The following is a 17,666-nucleotide window of genomic DNA, read 5'->3' on the forward strand; positions in this document are numbered from 1 at the left end:
GCAGGGAGGGGCCCGTGCGGCCTTCGCAACTCCGAGCTGGGGCCCCGCCCGCATAATTTTCAATTTGATTCAAAATCAATTCTAAGGCGGAGCCTCCAATTTTTTTATATTTGGCGTCATCATGACACCAGAAGAAATGGAACAGTTACTCCGCAAGGACGCAGCAGAGCTCGTCAAAACCGAGCCGTTTTCGAAGTTGATGCTCGAAGAGCAAATCCTTAACCGCAAGAATTTTGCGGATATGCTTGGAGTAACCCTCGCCTGTCAACTCGCCGGCGAAGTCATTGATCGCGCTGAACTCGAGAAGATGTTCCGAGTCATGTACGAAAAGTATCCCCAATTGCTTGTTTGCGCGACAAAGGACTTGCACGCAACAGTCCTCCGCGACCCCGCTTGCACGGGCCCTCTCGAACCGCTACTGTTCTTCAAGGGTTTCCAAGGACTGCAAGCCTACCGCGTAGCCCACGTTCTTTATGAAGAAGGCCGACACTTCCCCGCCAAGATGCTCCAGAGCATCATCAGCCGCAAGTTCGGCATGGACATCCATCCGGCTGCAAAGATTGGTCACGGACTTTTGGTGGACCACGCCACAAATATCGTCATCGGCGAAACCGCAACCGTCGGAAACAACGTGAGCTTTTTGCATGGCGTGACCTTGGGTGGTACCGGTAACGAAATCGGCGACCGTCACCCGAAAATCGGAAACGGCGTGATGCTCGGTGCCCACGCCCAGTTGCTCGGAAATATCCACATTGGCGATGGTGCAAAGATTGGCGCAGGCGCCGTGGTGCTTTGCGATGTTCCTGCTCACACAACTTATGCTGGCGTCCCGGCCGTTCAGGTGGGTCACCCGCACGACGACATGCCGAGCTTCAACATGCAGCAAGACTTTACGCGCGACAAAAACTAAACGGAAGAACGTTCAAGGCGAGAATCGCACAAATGCACTCGTCATCCTGAACGAAAGTGAAGGATCCAGTGAAACTTGAAGGAGCGCGAAATGAACAAGGCTGCAAAAATCAAATTCATTGGCGATAAGCTGGACGAGCTGTACCCGAATCCGCCCATTCCGCTAGACTTTACAAGCCCATTCACGCTCCTCGTGGCAGTCGTTTTAAGCGCCCAGTGCACAGACATCCGCGTGAATCAGGTGACCGCGGTTCTCTTTAAAAAAGCAGACACACCAGTCAAAATGATTAAGCTCGGCGTAGACCGCATTGCCGAAATCATCAAACCTTGCGGTTTCTTTAACACCAAAAGCGTGAACATATTCAAGCTCTCGCAAGCGCTCGTCGAAAAGTTCAAGGGCGAAGTCCCGCACACGTTCGAGGAACTTGAAAGCCTCCCTGGAGTCGGACATAAGACGGCAAGCGTCATCATGAGCCACATCTTTAAACTCCCTGCATTCCCGGTCGATACGCACATTCATCGCCTCGCCGAACGTTGGGGATTAAGCGACGGCTCAAGTGTCGAAAAGACCGAAGAAGATTTAAAAAAAGCTTTTCCCAAGGAAGAATGGGAAAAGCGTCATTTGCAAATCATTTATTTTGGGCGCAACTACTGCAAAGCGCGCGGGCACAAAGACGAAGAATGCCCGATATGCTCCGTAGTCCATAAGCGCGGTTAAACCACGCTACACGCCTTCGACAAGCTTGTCGAAAACCTGTCCACGAACCTTGTAGTTCTTGAACAGTCCAAAGCTTGCACATGCGGGACTCATAATGACCGTTCCGCCTTCACCAATATTCAAGCTATCAGCAAAAGCTTCTTCAAGCGTTGGGAAAATGGCAGTTTTGATTCCCGCTTCATCCACGCCAGCCTTTTTCAAATCAGCAAGCATGCGCTCGGCGGTCGCGCCGATGAGCGCTACACGCTTCAAGTTCGGGCGCTGCTTCACGAGAATTTCTGAAAGTTCCGTAAAGTCGGCGTTCTTTTCCGAACCGCCAAGAATCAAAGCAAACGGGCGCTTCATGCTGCCGGTTGCCGCAATCGTTGCATCCGGGCGGGTTGCATAACTGTCGTTATAGAATTCAATGCCGCGTTTTTCGCCCTTGAATTCCATACGGAACGGGAGCGTCTCATAGCTCTTGAGCGCTTCGAACGCATCGGCGACTTTCACGCCCAAAGCCTTGCAAGCGAGCGTTGCCGCAGCCATGTTTTCGAGCTGGTAAATGCCACGGACCTTGCAATCCGAGAGATAAAGCTTTTCGCCATCAATCGCAAGAGTCGCACCGTCAATCACGGCATCACCATCGCCGTTGCTTGCACCATCAGCAAGGCTTACAGCATACTTAGTCTTTGCCGGGCTTTCCGATGCAATTTTTGCAGTCGGTTCGGCATCTTTCAAATAAACGCACGTACCTTCGCGCTTTTGCCAACGCACAAGGTTTGCCTTGGCATCGCGATATTCTTCAACGCTCTTGTGCCAGTCCAAATGTTCTGTCGAAACGCGCAAAACAACGCCTACATCCGGAGACACAGACAAAGTCATAAGCTGGAAGCTTGAAAGTTCCAAGATGCTGATACGGTCCGGAGTCTCGTCTTCGAGCAAGTCCAATGCCGGCACGCCAAAGTTTCCACCAATTTCGTTTTTGCGGCCGGTCTTCGTCAGAATGTGCGAAATCATGCTTACGGTAGAACCCTTGCCGAGTGTACCTGTGACGCCCACAGTCGCTTTCGATTGAGTTTGTTCCAAAAAGAGCTGAATCTGGCTCGTCATGAGACCGCCGTTCATCTGGAACTTGAAAAGCTCCGGACTCATTGGATAAACGCCAGCCGAACGTATGACCGTCACGCAATCCTTGAGTCCGTCCAAATAGTTCTCGCCGCTGCTCACCTTGACGTTCACGCCTGCAGGCACATCCGGGAGAGTCACCGGATTCTTGTCCATCACGACAATATCCTTGACACCTTCGCGGAAAAGGTAACGCAACGAGCTCTGGCCTTCAACGCCAAAGCCCAAAATTCCAACCGGAGAAACAAGAGTGTTCTGCATAAAAATCCTTGATGTAATTCCAATTAAAATTTAGCAACCCTGATAAAAAAAGAAACCCACCCTTGCGTTACACAAGGGCGGACTTCTGAATGAGGTTTGACCGACTTGAAATCAAGTCAATCTAAACTTTTACTTGGCCTTCTTCTTGCCTTTCTTTGCTTTCGGAGCTTCTGCCGGAGCAGCAGCTTCAGGAGCCGGAGCGGCTTCAGCCTTCACTTCAGCAGCAGGTGCGGCCGGAGCTTCTGCCTTGACTTCTGCGGCAGGTGCAGCCGGAGCAACTTCAGCCGGAGCATTGAAAGTAGCCGGGAGAGCCGGAACTTCCGGAACAGCCTGTTCGGCAGCGCTTTCACGAGTAGCCTTCTGCATAGCAGATTCTTCAACAGTCTGATCCTGCTTAGCCGTGATGAGGCCAAGAGCGAAAACCACGATGAAGAAAATCACAGCAACGACACGGGTCAACTTCTGGATGAAGGTCGCTGCGCCGGCGGTAGAAAATGCAGATTGCGAAGTCATGCCACCGAGACCTGCCAGACCGCCCATCTTGTCGTTCTGAACGAGGACGAGGAGAGCAAGGAAAAAGCAGAGAAACACGTGGAGGACGATCAATACCCAAAAGAGAGTTGTCATTTGTGACGTTCCTTTCGTTAAAAGTTACTTGGCTTCAGCGGCGTCGATGATTTCCTTGAAGGTGTTAGCCTTGAGGCCTGCACCACCAATGAGACCGCCGTCGATATCCTTCTGAGCGAGGAGGCCAGCAGCGTTTGCACCCTTCATGGAGCCACCGTACTGGATGCGCATGCCTTCTGCAACAGCTTCGCCGTAGATTTCCTTAACAACGGAGCGGACATAAGCCTGAGTTTCTTCAGCCTGTTCGTCGGTAGCGGTAACGCCAGTACCGATTGCCCAAACCGGTTCGTATGCGAGAACGCACTTTGCTGCGTCTTCAGCAGAAACGTCCTTGAAAGCGCCCTTGACCTGGAGGCCGAGAACTTCCTTGAGGATGCCGCCGTTGCGCTGGTCGAGAGTTTCACCGATGCAGATGATCGGCTTGAGGCCAGCTTCGAGAGTCTTCTTGACCTTGAGGTTCACGGTTTCTTCCGTTTCGTGGAAGTACTGACGCTGTTCAGAGTGACCGATGATCACGTATTCAGCACCGATTTCCTTGACCATGTCAATGGAAACCTTACCCGTGTATGCGCCCTGGTCCTTCCAGTGGATGTCCTGGATAGCGAGCTTCACGTTCGTGCCCTTAATAACGTCTGCAACCTTAGCAGCAGCGAGGTAAGTCGGAGCAATAACGACTTCGGTCTTCTTCACGTCCTTGACGGCTTCCACGATATCCTTAGCGAGCTGAACGGATTCGCTAACGGTCTTGTTCATCTTCCAGTTACCAGCAATGATATACTGACGCATAATTAACTCCTTGAGAGGTTTAAAATTTAACGCGCGTAAATGTAGAAAATCCTCTTACTGCTGTCACCCCGGACTGTGTTCCGGAGCCACCTTTTTTATAAAAAAAGCCCCTCGGCGGTTAAACCAAGGGGAGCAGTTGTTTATAAGCAATGATTAGTGATCGTACGTGCTAGAGCGTGCAGAGCTCGGAGCCGGAGATCCACCATAGCGGTCGCCTTCGATCTTGTCGAGGACCTTTTCGCCTTCGTATCCCTTCAAACGAGCCTGTTCCGGGTACTTCCAGAACAAACGAGTGATGAGCTTGCCTTCGCGAGTGAAGTATTCCCAGACCATGCCGTCAGCGGTTTCGTGATCGGGAGGTCCCCACAGGAGGTTCACCATGTCGGTCGTCATGCCTTCTTCGATGTAACCCTGCTTGAAGGTGTTCTGCAAGTGCTTGTCGATGCCCATGCTTTCCTTGGAAATGAAGTACTCGCGTTCGTATTCGTTCTGGCCGACGCCGCGTTCAATCAGCACGGGCGACGAATACTTGCTATTCGTACATCCAAAGAGCATGAGTGCACCAAAGGAAAGTGCGCACAGATGGGAAAATTTCATTGGATCTCCTTGTATTTGATGACCACAAAATAAGAATTTATTGCGCAAGTAGCTAAATAATTTTTAGATTTTACACTGAAATGAATAAGATTAACGCTTTGTTTAAAATTATTTTACTTAATGTGGCGATTTGGGGTTCCCTTTGCTTTGCTGCTGTGGGTGTAGACCAGTCTAGCTTGGTCGGCCTGCGTTACGGACCGAACTTGTCTTGGGGTGGAATGGTGAATTCCCCGATTGTCTGGGGGCAGTGGGTACCGCAGGCCAACGTAGGCATGCGATATACTTGGCTTGAACCTTTATCCCCGCTGAATTACGGGAGTCCTCTTGGTTTCGCCTCGGCATACCTCAAGATGGACGCCTCCATTGAAGTCTCTCCGTTTTACGGAGGATTCCGCGCTGGGCTTGGGCTCAGACCGTTCAAAGTGAATCCGCAAATCGAATTTGGCTTTGTCTATGAAAGCTACTTCTACTTCAAGTCAAACTTGGAAATGGTCAACGCCGATGTCAAAGGCAAAGGGCATATTGCCGAAACCTGGAATTCAGACTACATCTTAGACCATGTCGGAAACTCAAATTCCGATTTTGACTACGCCCAGCTATTCGACATGAGTATCGACTTTAGCTACACCCTGCCACACGGTGGCGTTATCGGTCTTGGAGCCCATTACGTGCTAACTGATATCAGCACGGATTTCGAAGGCAAAAGCTACGATTATAAGCGCAATATCCCGGTATTCAGCCGCGACTACATCGTAGAACTCCAAAGCTTTGGACGTTTCCCTGTATCAAATTTTTGGGCAATCCTTTACGAAGGCATGTACCTTAAAACAGGGCTCTTACGCAGTGGTGGCAGTGTCAAAAAGGAATCGTTAAGCTATCGAATGGTCCTTCTCGGAACTCATTTTTCTTGGCAAGACGGACTTCGCAACTTCATCGTCAAGGCCGGCATGTGGCGGCGCGACAAGAGCCGTTTCTACAATGGTTCATTCGCCCAGCAGTTGCTGGTTCAACTTGAGTATAAGGGGTACTTTTCGTTCCCCTTCCACAGCAATTTTTCCAAATAACTTAGGAACCGGCAAAAGGATTTTCGGCTGAACCGGCTTTTGTTGCGGTTCGATTTCAAGAGAATGCATCGGATAAGCCGATTTGATCCAAAGGCTCCCGCTGTAATCTTCGCTAGAAACGCTAGCCAAGGTCGGGAGCAATTCATTGGCATAGGATTTCCAATTCGCAATCGAGAAATAGCGCGGTTTCTTAGCCCCACGCATCACAACTTTTTCGGGCTTTTCGAGAGAATCGACAACGACACTCCACCACATATTCGAAGCTGCCGTCGCAAGAACATTAACATTCGGTTCCATCGTCGTAGAATCAGGACACTTGAAGTAGCCGTTCGCCAGAAGTTCAAGATCGTCTAGCTTTAGTGGCGTTTTTCCAATGTTGTCCTTCAGATGATGAAGGCCAAGTTGCCTTTTGACCTTACCGCCTTCAAATTCCATATAGCGATACCGGCCAGCGGTAATGAAACTAAACGACGGACTATCGTTCAAATTAACAAAGAATGTATCAAGATCGTCGGTATGATGCCTCCATTCAATGGAGACCCTCGTTTTATTTTTCTCTTCGTTAACAAACTTTCCTTCGACATTGATAATCATCGAAGAATTTGTCAAGAGTCGAGGACATACCTTTTGCACGCTGCTTTTTGCCATTAGAGCCGAAGCCAAAATACAGACAGCAACAACTGTTAATTTTACGTCTTGAATCATATATTTTGAATATAGATAAATTTTTATACAAAAGAAAACCCCAGCCCCTCCCAATGGCTAAAGGAAAGGCCGAGGTTTATGTTTTTTCAGGAAGAAAAATCGTTACTAAGCGTCTTCTTGAATGCTTGCTTCATCACCGTCTTCACCAAGATCGACGGCATCGTTTTCACCGAGCTTGAAGAGCTCCACATCCTTCATGCTTTCACGAATTTTCTGTTCAATTTCGTTGCAGAGGTCCGTATTGTCCTTCAAGAAAAGGCGAGTATTTTCACGGCCCTGACCGATGCGTTCGTTGTTGTAGCTGAACCAAGAACCGCTCTTCTGAATGATGTCCAGTTCGCAGGCAAGGTCGAGAATGGAGGCTTCACGAGAAATACCCACACCGTAAAGAATGTCGAATTCGCACTGAGTAAACGGAGCAGCGACCTTGTTCTTCACGATCTTCACGCGAGTACGGTTACCGATAACTTCTTCACCGTTCTTGATAGCGGCGATACGGCGGATGTCAATACGCTGGGTCGCATAGAACTTCAAGGCATTACCGCCGGTGGTCGTTTCCGGGTTGCCAAACATCACGCCAATCTTCATACGGAGCTGGTTGATGAACAACATGCAGGTGTTCGACTTGGAGAGAATGCCGGTAAGCTTGCGGAGAGCCTGGGACATGAGTCGAGCCTGAAGACCCACGTGGTTATCCCCCATTTCACCGTTGATTTCGGCCTGCGGCACAAGGGCTGCCACCGAGTCCACAACAATGATGTCGATAGCGCCAGAACGTACGAGCGTTTCGGCAATGTCGAGAGCCTGCTCGCCGGTATCCGGCTGGGACACGAGGAGCGATTCGATATCGACACCGAGCTTACGAGCATAAACCGCATCAAAAGCGTGTTCTGCGTCGATGAAGGCTGCAACGCCGCCAAGCTTCTGAGCTTCTGCAATAGCATGCAGAGCAAGCGTTGTCTTACCGGAAGATTCCGGTCCATAAATTTCAATGATACGTCCGCGAGGGAAACCGCCTACGCCAAGTGCCATGTCGAGCTGAATGCAACCCGTCGGAATGACCGGGATATCTTCGACCGGCTGTTGACCGAGGGCCATGATGGAACCTTTACCGTAATTCTTTTCGATCTGGGCGATAGCCGCCTCGACTGCTTTTGCTTTTTCGCTGGAAAGGTTGCTAGTAGGGGTTGTAGTTTTCTTAGCCATATAGGACTCCGTTTTTTATCTTTTTTTGTTAATATACTAATTAGTGAACTTTTGTGCAAGTGCTTTTTTGGCTATTCAGCAAAAAAAGAAGCCTGCCCATAATCTTATACACGCTTTTTTTACGGATTTGTTCACGGTTTCCTGCAAAAATTTCGCAAAAGGCTTCATTTTGCAAACTACTGGCGACACACATCCATACCGTTCCGACAGGTTTTCCCGGTTCTGCACCAGTAGGCCCTGCAATTCCCGACGTAGCAACCGCCCATTCGCAATTGAATTTTTGGCGGGCACCTTCTGCCATGGCTTTTACGGTCTGTTCGCTAACAGCGCCGTATTTTTCAAGAATTTCCTCGTCAACGCCCAGCAAGTCATGTTTGACTTCGTTCTGGTAGGCGACAATTCCACCCTTCAAAATCGCAGAAGAACCAGCTTCGTTGACGATGCTCGATGCGATAAGCCCGCCCGTGCAGGATTCCGCCGTCGCCATCATCTCACCGCGCTTGATTAGCTCTTCCTTGATTTTCATGGCAAGTTCGTGAATTTCGTGTTCGATATTGATTATTTCGTTCATCATTACGCCTATAAGTTAAAAACATTAAATGTCAAAAACAGACATTTTCTTAAAAACTGGAAATTTTTCTTTTTTTTTCGCGAAAAAATTAAATAAATTCCACCCATTGCAACTTCACCTTCCAGTACCACATCCAAATTCTTTTTCTATATTCGCCGCAAATGACTCTAAAATCCACCATAACGGCAATTTTGGTGATATGCGCGTCCCTTTTTGCAGAGACGGCCACTCCAGTTGCAGTCCCGGACTCGGCAAAGGGGAACACCGCGGTATCCGCCGGTGCCAATAGCAGCGCACCCGAAACAGATGCCGAAGACGATTCCGACGACGATGACGTTTCGGAAGCACCTTCCGATGTGGATTTTGAAATGTCCTCCACTCCGCTTTTAAAGGGCAAGACCGGGATCCCCGCAATCGACACGCTCCCTGTAAACGAATGGGACATTCCGACAAAACGCAATTCGCTCAAATACGCCATGTTGTTCAGCCTTTTACCGGGTGGCGGCCAGTATTATACAGAACACTATGTCCGTGGCGGATTTTTAACAGGCATTGAAGGCTTGCTTATTTACGATGTATTCTTCAACAGATCGTACCAGCGAGAGAGACTTTTGGATCGCGCCCGTCCCTTCCAGGATTCTGTGCTCTACTTTACAACAAAGGTCCTAGAAGCCCGTCGAAACAACGCACCGCTTGATAGCATCACCGAATACCAAAGCAAGCGACAAGAATTTCTGGAACGCGTAAGAGCCCAGAGCGACAAAAAAATGGAACAGGAAGACGTCCGCAAAGCTGAAGTCGCATGGCTTATCGGTGTACATCTCTATGGAATGTTCGACACCTTCGGCATTTGGTACAACAACAACCACCGAAGCACAGAATATCGGGATATGAAAACAGCCGTTCTTTGGGCTTTACTACCTGGAGGCGGACAAATTTTCAACCGTGATTTCGGCAAGGCAGGCTTAGTTTATATGGGCATACTTGGTGCAGCGGCCAGCGTTTCCACATCACAGAACACGATCAACTATTACCTTGATCGTAAGCACCTGGTCGAAAAAGAAAATCCGAAATCAGAAGAATACGACCGCATAGTCGAACGCGTGACTTACTACAGAAAGAACCGCAATACCTACATTTGGGGCGGAGTCTTGATTTACCTGTACGCTATAGCCGATGCCGCCGTAGACGCGCTTTTAAGCGATTTCGACAGTCCTATGCACATGGCCCTAGTCCCCAATTTTAACGGTGGCGCTCAAGCCGTATTTTCACTTGATTTCTAACACAATCGCCAAGTATTCAATCCTAGAATTCTTGTTTAATCGTCCAGTTTTTTTTGTAGATTAAAAAAGAGTCCCTTAAAAGAAGGAGGAAATATGAAGCGTTTATTGTTACTTATCGCGATGACGCTTGCGCTTCCGCTAATGGCAAATGCCCAGACCCGTTACACGCCGGCAGAACTGGACACCCTAGTCTCAACCATCGCCCTTTACCCAGACCCCTTGCTCGTTCATGTTCTGAACGCCACAACGCATGGGGACGATCTTCCGAGTGCATACGCATTCGCCAAGGCACACCGCAACCAGAAAGGCGATGACTTAGCCAAATCGATCGAAAAAGCAGAACTCGATTACGACGAATCCGTGATAGCGCTGATTCCATTCCCCGACGTACTCTACAAGCTTGCAAAATACGCCACATGGGCACACCAGCTAGGCGAAGCCATCGACATGCAGAAAGCCGATGTCATGGACGCCGTACAGAGAATGCGCAAGGTCGCCCACCAAAACGGCTACTTGCAAAGCGATGACAAAATCGAAATTAAAGTTGATGACAACATAACAATCCAGCCAATACAAGAAGAATACGTATACGTCCCTGAATACGATCCTCGTGTAATTTATTACGTTGTTTCAGATAACAATGTTCGCATCCGTTATATAAATGGGACATGGACCGGGGCAGGTCTTGTCTATTGGGGATGGGACCCATTTGTCTATGATTGGGTTCACCGTAGGCCGCACTACCGCCATCCACATCGTTACGCACCGCCACCTCCGCGTCACCATCCAAAACGTACGCATTATATACGTTACAAAAACACGCCTCCCCCTCCACCACCTCGTTCTAATACAACGTGGGATCGCCGGCCGCCAGCCCCTCAACCGCAATCCAACAATTTGAGAAAACCAGCGCCGCCACCGCCGCAGCAGCCAAATTACAAGCGCCCAGCTCCGCCACCGCCACCCCAATATTCTGACGATGAGGACAAAAAAACACATAGGGCTGAACGTCACCATAATTCACACAATGCACCTCCTCCGCCATCTCGTCGAAGAAGGTAAAAGATATTTTCAAAAAAAATCACAAACACCCCTTTACAAGAATAAACATTTAAACTAAATTTGTGCCGTTCCGCTAAGGACCACGCGGTCGTGGTGGAATTGGTAGACACGCTAGCTTGAGGTGCTAGTGGGAGCAATCTCATGACAGTTCAAGTCTGTCCGACCGCAGAAAAAGACTCGATGAAAATCGAGTCTTTTTTATTTCTCGCATGGAATCGAGCATAAAATCCACTCTATAAAAAAGGAACCCCGATAATTTCCCGAGGTTCCTTGGTATGATTTACGAAATGCCGATTACTTAACGACAACAAAACCCTTCTCGAAAGCGCCTTCGCCTAAGCGAATTCTATTTTCGCCTTTAGACAAACGCACCGTCTTTGAAGTAAGAACCTTGCCAAGCGCGTCAGTCACGACAAACTTGCGCACGCAATTCCGATCGGAGACCACCGTGAAATTGCCGAAACCTTCATCCCGGATGACGAATCCACGGGAGAAATTAGCCCTGCGAGCAGGAATCAAGCCCGAAGGCGTTTCACTATAAGGCAAGAGTTCCAGCTTGGTCACCGCCCCATCTTTATTGGCAAGGCCGGAATTAAAGGAATAAAGGGTATCCGCAGTACCGTCTGCCTTGTTGAACGCAATATAGTCTATGGCGACAGAGCCCTTGAAATACTGCAGGTAAGACTGAATACCAATGAAGACAATCTTCTTGGGATTGTAACTGATAAGCGCCGTTGCCGAATCCGCGATGTTTTGGGATAGCGGAACTTTATATTCATGCCATTTGCCCCAAACTGGGTCCTTGCCCCCCAGGATAGAGAATTCTCGCCACTGCCATTCCGCCTTTTCATCGGAGGACATCGTAACGACATTGAATCCGGTGTAGCCGTACTTGCCATCGCTAGACGTTGTCCCCGAAATGTTCGCCTTAATGGAAATGGATGTGTATGGAGTAATATCGGACTTGACGACATCAAAACTGATTTGTCCGTACGTAGAAGAGTCCCCCTTGGCAGCCTCGGTCGCAAAGTAGTCGTAAGTAGCCACAAGCATTTTATTGGTCTCGGCGCCCTTGGTTAGCTCCGGAAGGCCATAAGCGGTGCGAATGGCGTTCATCACTGGGTAATCAAAGACCGTATAGTCCGCCGTAGAAATCGTCGTCATGGTACCCGGTCCCGTTCCACCGGTTTCCCAGGTGATGGGAATCATTCCGCGATCTTTGGCGGCCTTCGCTACATATCCGTAGAACTGGGCGCGCCCCTTGATGTGCAGTTCCAAATCGGCCCCGGAGAGAATATTAGAACGGCTCATCGCCCCAAATTCACCGATAACCACAGGGATACCCTTGGAGGTGAACTTTTCCTTCATCTTGTCGAAGTTTTCATCTACGAATTCCTTGCCGCACCACGTAGCATTGCGTTCCGGATCTGTCGTGGAAAGGTAGTCACCCCAATAGTAGCTCGCCTTGCCCCAATCAGCATCCCCATCCATCAAAGTAAAAGTGTAAGGATAGAAATGGACTTCAGCCATCAAGCGGTCCGAAATTTTATCGGTCGGCATCACCATCTTGCTGTACGCGAGATCAAAGGATGTACTCGCCGCCTGGATAATCAAGGAACGACTAGCGTTGTTTCCGCCCGTCTCGCGAACGGCATCCACAAATGTCTGATGGTAAAGAAGAAGAGTCTGATGGGCTTCGTCGCCCGCCTGATCGTTTACGTCAGGTTCGTTCGCGCTTGCAAAAAGGAGATGCTCGTCGTATTCCTTAAAGGCTGTCGCGATTTGCGTCCAAAAGGCTTTCTGACGGGCGTTCACGCGATCCTTGGTGGCGGCATCCACTTTATCGATATGCTTTTCGAGCCAGCCAAAATCCCAGTGAATATTGATGATGGTATAGAGTCCAGCATTGACGCAAAGATCCACAACCGTTTTCACGGAATCCATCCAACTTTGGTGAATAACGTTGTTCACAGTGTCGGCATGGGCATACCAAGAAACTGGAATGCGGACTGTGGAATAGCCAGCATTTTTGATGGCCGTGATAAATTCCTTGTTCGGGTACTTGCCACCCCACGCTTCAGGACCGGCCGATGTGATAACACCTGTATCCGTGTTGCCGGAGATGGCCTCCATGGTGTTTCCGATATTGATGCCAAAGCCCATTTTGGCGGCAAGGTCCTTGGCGGTGGGAAGTTCCGCAAAAGCGGATACGCCTAGAAAAAAAAGGGGAAGAAGAAAACTTCTTATATTCATCCGATACTCCATTTTGATACAATCAATACGCTTATTCACGTATATCGAAAACAAATATACTTTTTTTGAAAAATTTTAGCTATAATTATTTAATTTACCATATTGACAATTTATCCATCAAGATTTAAGACACTTTTAATTTTTGTCAAAGACAGGGCAAGACGAAAATAAAAGACCGAGGTGACACCCTCGGAAAAAAAATTCAATTATTTTTGAATTTGAGTTTCCAAAATCAAAAAATTATACTATCTTTGTGTTCGTTCCGCTAAGGACCACGCGGTCGTGGTGGAATTGGTAGACACGCTAGCTTGAGGTGCTAGTGGGAGCAATCTCATGACAGTTCAAGTCTGTCCGACCGCAGAAAAAGACTCGATGAAAATCGAGTCTTTTTTATTTGCTGTGGCTCCCTTCCACACTACCCCATAAAATTCTACATTTGCAATCATGAACCGTTTTGAACTGAAAAAGACGTCGAAGAAATCCAAGGCCCGTCTGGGAGTTTTGCATACCGACCACGGCGACATCCAAACGCCGATTTTTATGCCGGTGGGCACCGAAGCGACGGTAAAGGCTGTAACGCCCGCACAACTCAAAGAAGACATCAAGGCACAGATTATCCTCGCCAACACGTACCACCTGTACTTGCGCCCCACAACTCCGAAGATTGCGGCCGCGGGCGGCATCCATAAGTTCATGAGCTGGAACGGCCCGGTGCTCACGGACAGCGGTGGATTCCAGGTGTGGAGTTTGAAGGAACTTCGCAAAATCAAGCCCGAAGGCGTTGAATTCAGAAGCATTCTGGACGGTTCCAAGCACTTTTTTAGCCCGGCAAGCGTGATGAACGCCCAGCGCGAAATCGGCGCGGACATCATTATGGCGCTCGACGAATGCACGCCGTACCCGAGCACGGTCAAGGAAGCGGAGCACAGCTTAAACTACACGCTCCGCTGGACCGCCGAAGCGATGGAATGGCTCAAGGAACATCCGCCTATTCACGGCTACGATCAGCAGTTCTTTGGCATTATCCAGGGCGGAATGCACACGCATTTGCGCAAGCAGGCCATTGAACGCATCGCAGAACTCGGCCCCGATGGCTACGCCATGGGCGGACTTTCGGTCGGTGAACCGACCGAAACGATGTACGAAATCGCCGACTTCTGCACGGACTACCTGCCGACAGACCACCCGCGCTATGTGATGGGCGTCGGAACGCCGTGGAATCTGCTGGAATTGATCGGTCGCGGTGTCGACATGTTCGACTGCGTGATGCCCACGCGTAACGCCCGTAACGGCATGCTCTTTACAAGCGAAGGCGTGCTCCGCTACAAGGCTGCCCGCCACGCCGAAGAATACGACAAGCCGGTCGACCCGAATTGCGACTGTTACTGCTGCCGCAACTTTAGCCGAGCCTACTTGCGCCACCTGCACCACGCCGGCGAATCTCTCGGCTACACGCTCGCCAGCATTCACAATCTGCACTTCTACCTGCACCTCATGCAAGAGGCAAAGGACCACCTCGCCGACGATACATTCGAGGAATGGGCAAAAGCGAAGTGCGAAGTTCTTCAGAGAAACCTTGAATAAAAGGTGTTAAAAAGGCGACCCCGGAATAAATCCGGGGTGACAGCCTGTGCCCTTCCGCCTTCGGCGTCAGGATGACGAAACAAAAAAACGCCCCGGACTAAATGTCCGGGGCGTTTTTGATGGTTACTTAAGCGCTCCGCGAGGGAGCGCGTCAGTCTTTACTTGATGGAGATACGAGCAGTCTTTGCTGCACCGTTCATCATCACACGCACAACGTAGTTGCCGTTAGCAACGTTCTTGAGAGAGAACTGGTTTGCACCGGCAGAAACGCTAGCAATGCGGCTTTCAACAACGTGACCCATCATGTCGAATACCTGGATACGTGCTGTACCGGCCTTTGCGAAGTTCACATTGAGCATGTCACCCTTGAAGCCAACCTTGATGCCGCTAGCTACGCGAGCGACAGTCTTGATGCCGACCTTCGGATTTTCGACGCACTTGAGATCATCAACATAGAGGTAGTTGATCGTCGGCTGGTAAACAATGCCCTTGTAGCCAACCACTTCCCAGGCCATCTTCTTGATAGCAGCCCAGTTAAGGTCCTTCGGGTCATTGGTCCAGTTCGGCTGAGCAATGTCATCGAGACTGATGACCATGGTCTTCCAAACCTGGGAATCATCCAACACATATTCGTGGTAAGCATAGTCCGTCACAGAGCCATCCTGAACCTTGAAGGTATGAGCGGAGCCCTTGTAACGGTAGCTGATAGCACCGCACTTGCTCAAGTCAATACCCTTGGAGGTATCGGCATTCGTATTGAGGCCGAGTGCCACAAACGGAGCTTCGGTATAGGTTCCCTGATCCCAATTGACATCCTTCAAGCCAACAAAGCCCTTCGTGCCATTCGTCGGATCTTCAGTACCCGGGAAGGCAACCACATAGCCACCAAGCTTCTGGTCATAGACGTTAGAAATAGTGGACTTTCCACCCGGTTCCTTATCCGTGTAAGCATACCAGGTACCCTTTGTCTTGAGAACTTCATCAAGATCTTCAACGTCGTCGATATCGACAACAGTCTTGTAGGTAACCGTAGCAGAAGAACCCGGAACGATTGCACTAGAAGAAGAGACTGCCTTTGCGCTGCTAGAAGAACCAGCAACAACAGAAGAAGAGCTCTGACCCACTGCAGCACTAGAAGAGGACTTCGGAGTTTCGCTAGCACCACCGCTAACAGCAGTGAAGGAAAGACCGTCGCACTTCACGTCATCCACATAGAGGTACGGATACTTGGGCTGGTTCATATCGTCCGGAACCTTTTCGAGGCCCTTGATTTCCCAAGAAAGACGAGTTGCGTTTTCCATCTTGATCGGCTTAGAGCGAGAATCATCACCCCAAGTTTCCTGCTTCAACATGTCCGTCGTAATTTCGACTTCCTTCCAACCTTCAGAAGCGTCCTTGTTCACGCGATGATAGTTGTAGTCAGTAACGTCGGTCGTTTCGATAGCGAAGTTGTGGCTTGCACCCTTGTACTTGTACTTGATGGTCTTGCACTTGGAGAAGTCTGCATAAGCCTTCGGAGAATCCTTAGCCGGTTCCTTCAAAAGCGTGAGGAACATCTTGATGTACGGACCGTAAGTAAGGGAACCCTTACCGATCTTAACATCCTTAAGGGCAGCTACATACTTAGACGTATTCTTGGTGTCGCCGCTAACCGGGTAGACAACCTTATAGGTCGTGTTGCCAAAGTCATCTTCGATCTTTTCGTTAGAAATAGAGCTTGCGCCACCATTTTCCTGGTCTTCAACAGCAGCCCATGCACCACCGAGGTAACCGTAACGGTCGCCATCTTCCATGTCATCGAGAATGGAAGTAGAAGCGCCATTGGCAACGCCAGCAGAGAAGCCACTTTCTTCAGAAGCAGAACCATTCTGGAGGCCGCAATCCTTATAAGTTGCACCACCGAGCTTGCCCTTCACATACTTACCAGAGTTGGTGTAAGTGAAACCGTTTTCGAACACGGCGTTAGCAAATGCAGCAGAAGTTTCGTTCATGGCAGATGCGTTCCAGTTCGTCCAGGACACGCCCTTCTGAGCCATCCATTCTACCCACTGGTTACTGGAGCCTTCATCCGGCTGGCCATCACCGTTAGCATTGACGGTACCCCATTCGGTAGCGAACACGGGAACGCCCTTGCCCATTGCAGATTCGGCAGCCTTGTTATAGCCGCCATCGCCCATTCTGTGCGTTGCTGCGTAGAAGTGGAGCGTGCAACCATAGTTCTTGTCGTTGATACCTGCGTTAGCGCAGTTATCCGGCTGGCTAGACCATCCCGGGCTACCCACGAGGATGAGGTTATCAGAATACTTACGAATTACCGGAATAACCTGATCGGCATGCTGCTTCACGGCTTCCATGCTTCCGGTCGGTTCGTTCCAAATTTCGAAAATCACGTTGTTATACTGGCCATATTCCTGAGCTGCGTATTCAAAGAACTTGACAGCGTCAGACGTAAAACCGTCAGAGCTTTCGATGTGCCAGTCGATAATCACGTAAATGTCTTTGTCAATAGCTGCATTCACCACAGACTTGAGCAAAGCCTTCTGGAAGCCTTCGCCACCCGTCGTGTAAGAACGGCCCGAGCTGTTGAACTTTTCGTCAGCGGCACCGAGAGCAAAACGCACAACTTCGATACCCATGTCGTCAACCAAGCGGTTGATGCCCTTTTCAGAGTAGAAGTCGGTAGAATAGGTGTTGCCCGAGCTCCAGAAGAGGCTCATACCCTTGACCTGAACAGCCTTTTGAGAGTATTCCGGGCAAGAACCAGAAAGCTTGCCACCATTAGCCTTAAGTTCACCGTACGTGCTTACGGGGCCAACACGGCTAGCACTAACTGCCATAGCAGACGTTACGGCAGCGCACATCAGAAATGCGAAGACTTTTTTCATAAACATCCTTTTGGGTTCACCCAATCTCCGCAATCACAAATCCCAAGC

General features: G+C 49.6%; 15 protein-coding genes and 2 tRNA genes. 8 read left to right on the plus strand and 9 right to left on the minus strand.

Annotated features, from left to right (window positions below; genetic code table 11):
• The first annotated feature begins 121 nt into the window (after nucleotides 1-121).
• Together cysE and nth are read left to right on the plus strand one after the other, a co-directional pair.
• Nucleotides 122-910, plus strand: coding sequence for a serine O-acetyltransferase (cysE, locus tag CRN95_RS02310; RefSeq protein WP_097019991.1), 789 nt, complete (start codon nucleotides 122-124; stop codon nucleotides 908-910).
• Between the two features lie 90 nt (nucleotides 911-1,000).
• Nucleotides 1,001-1,627 (plus strand): endonuclease III, encoded by a 627-nt coding sequence (gene nth, locus CRN95_RS02315; RefSeq protein WP_097019992.1) that lies wholly within the window; start codon nucleotides 1,001-1,003, stop codon nucleotides 1,625-1,627.
• A 6-nt stretch (nucleotides 1,628-1,633) separates the two neighbouring features.
• On the opposite strand, the gene murD is transcribed toward nth, so the two are convergent.
• The 4 genes from murD to CRN95_RS02335 form a co-directional block, all read right to left on the minus strand.
• Nucleotides 1,634-2,995: a UDP-N-acetylmuramoyl-L-alanine--D-glutamate ligase gene (gene murD, locus CRN95_RS02320; RefSeq protein WP_088631437.1), complete on the minus strand. Its 1,362-nt coding sequence runs from the start codon at nucleotides 2,993-2,995 to the stop codon at nucleotides 1,634-1,636.
• Nucleotides 2,996-3,124: 129 nt separating this feature from the next.
• Complete coding sequence (gene secG, locus CRN95_RS02325; RefSeq protein ID WP_088631436.1) at nucleotides 3,125-3,622, minus strand: preprotein translocase subunit SecG; 498 nt, start codon at nucleotides 3,620-3,622, stop codon at nucleotides 3,125-3,127.
• Nucleotides 3,623-3,646: 24 nt separating this feature from the next.
• Nucleotides 3,647-4,408 (minus strand): triose-phosphate isomerase, encoded by a 762-nt coding sequence (gene tpiA / locus CRN95_RS02330; protein WP_088631435.1) that lies wholly within the window; start codon nucleotides 4,406-4,408, stop codon nucleotides 3,647-3,649.
• Nucleotides 4,409-4,561: 153 nt separating this feature from the next.
• On the minus strand, nucleotides 4,562-5,005 hold the full coding sequence (locus tag CRN95_RS02335) for a hypothetical protein (RefSeq protein WP_088631434.1): 444 nt from the start codon (nucleotides 5,003-5,005) through the stop codon (nucleotides 4,562-4,564).
• An 80-nt stretch (nucleotides 5,006-5,085) separates the two neighbouring features.
• On the opposite strand from CRN95_RS02335, the gene CRN95_RS02340 reads away from it, so the two are divergent.
• Nucleotides 5,086-6,069, plus strand: a complete 984-nt coding sequence (locus CRN95_RS02340) for a hypothetical protein (RefSeq protein ID WP_088631433.1) — start codon at nucleotides 5,086-5,088, stop codon at nucleotides 6,067-6,069.
• Here the strand turns inward: CRN95_RS02340 and CRN95_RS14615 are convergent.
• The 3 genes from CRN95_RS14615 to CRN95_RS02355 all read right to left on the minus strand — a co-directional run bounded on the left by CRN95_RS14615 (nucleotide 5,989) and on the right by CRN95_RS02355 (nucleotide 8,554).
• Nucleotides 5,989-6,717, minus strand: a complete 729-nt coding sequence (locus CRN95_RS14615) for a hypothetical protein (protein ID WP_088631432.1) — start codon at nucleotides 6,715-6,717, stop codon at nucleotides 5,989-5,991. The genes CRN95_RS02340 and CRN95_RS14615 overlap by 81 nt on opposite strands.
• A 162-nt stretch (nucleotides 6,718-6,879) precedes the next feature.
• Nucleotides 6,880-7,980, minus strand: coding sequence for a recombinase RecA (recA, locus tag CRN95_RS02350; RefSeq protein WP_088631431.1), 1,101 nt, complete (start codon nucleotides 7,978-7,980; stop codon nucleotides 6,880-6,882).
• A gap of 40 nt (nucleotides 7,981-8,020) precedes the next feature.
• A complete protein-coding gene (locus tag CRN95_RS02355) occupies nucleotides 8,021-8,554 on the minus strand; it encodes a CinA family protein (protein WP_088631430.1) in 534 nt (177 codons plus the stop codon).
• A gap of 158 nt (nucleotides 8,555-8,712) precedes the next feature.
• Between CRN95_RS02355 and CRN95_RS02360 the strand changes: the two genes are divergently transcribed.
• The 3 genes from CRN95_RS02360 to CRN95_RS02370 all read left to right on the plus strand — a co-directional run bounded on the left by CRN95_RS02360 (nucleotide 8,713) and on the right by CRN95_RS02370 (nucleotide 11,064).
• A complete protein-coding gene (locus CRN95_RS02360) occupies nucleotides 8,713-9,834 on the plus strand; it encodes a DUF5683 domain-containing protein (protein WP_145993954.1) in 1,122 nt (373 codons plus the stop codon).
• Between the two features lie 93 nt (nucleotides 9,835-9,927).
• On the plus strand, nucleotides 9,928-10,896 hold the full coding sequence (locus CRN95_RS02365; RefSeq protein ID WP_097019995.1) for a DUF3300 domain-containing protein: 969 nt from the start codon (nucleotides 9,928-9,930) through the stop codon (nucleotides 10,894-10,896).
• 84 nt (nucleotides 10,897-10,980) lie between these two features.
• Nucleotides 10,981-11,064: transfer RNA gene (locus CRN95_RS02370), tRNA-Leu, on the plus strand.
• Nucleotides 11,065-11,190: 126 nt separating this feature from the next.
• On the opposite strand, the gene CRN95_RS02375 is transcribed toward CRN95_RS02370, so the two are convergent.
• Nucleotides 11,191-13,149, minus strand: a complete 1,959-nt coding sequence (locus CRN95_RS02375) for a glycoside hydrolase family 5 protein (protein ID WP_159462258.1) — start codon at nucleotides 13,147-13,149, stop codon at nucleotides 11,191-11,193.
• A gap of 276 nt (nucleotides 13,150-13,425) precedes the next feature.
• Between CRN95_RS02375 and CRN95_RS02380 the strand changes: the two genes are divergently transcribed.
• Nucleotides 13,426-13,509 (plus strand) — tRNA-Leu (locus CRN95_RS02380).
• An 84-nt stretch (nucleotides 13,510-13,593) separates the two neighbouring features.
• Entirely contained in the window at nucleotides 13,594-14,733 is a 1,140-nt protein-coding gene (tgt, locus tag CRN95_RS02385) for a tRNA guanosine(34) transglycosylase Tgt (protein ID WP_014546993.1), read from the plus strand.
• A 158-nt stretch (nucleotides 14,734-14,891) separates the two neighbouring features.
• Here tgt and CRN95_RS02390 read toward each other — a convergent pair whose 3' ends face one another.
• A complete protein-coding gene (locus tag CRN95_RS02390) occupies nucleotides 14,892-17,618 on the minus strand; it encodes a cellulase family glycosylhydrolase (RefSeq protein WP_235002826.1) in 2,727 nt (908 codons plus the stop codon).
• Nucleotides 17,619-17,666: the final 48 nt, after the last annotated feature.

The organism is Fibrobacter sp. UWB16, from assembly GCF_900215325.1.
Lineage (GTDB): Bacteria > Fibrobacterota > Fibrobacteria > Fibrobacterales > Fibrobacteraceae > Fibrobacter.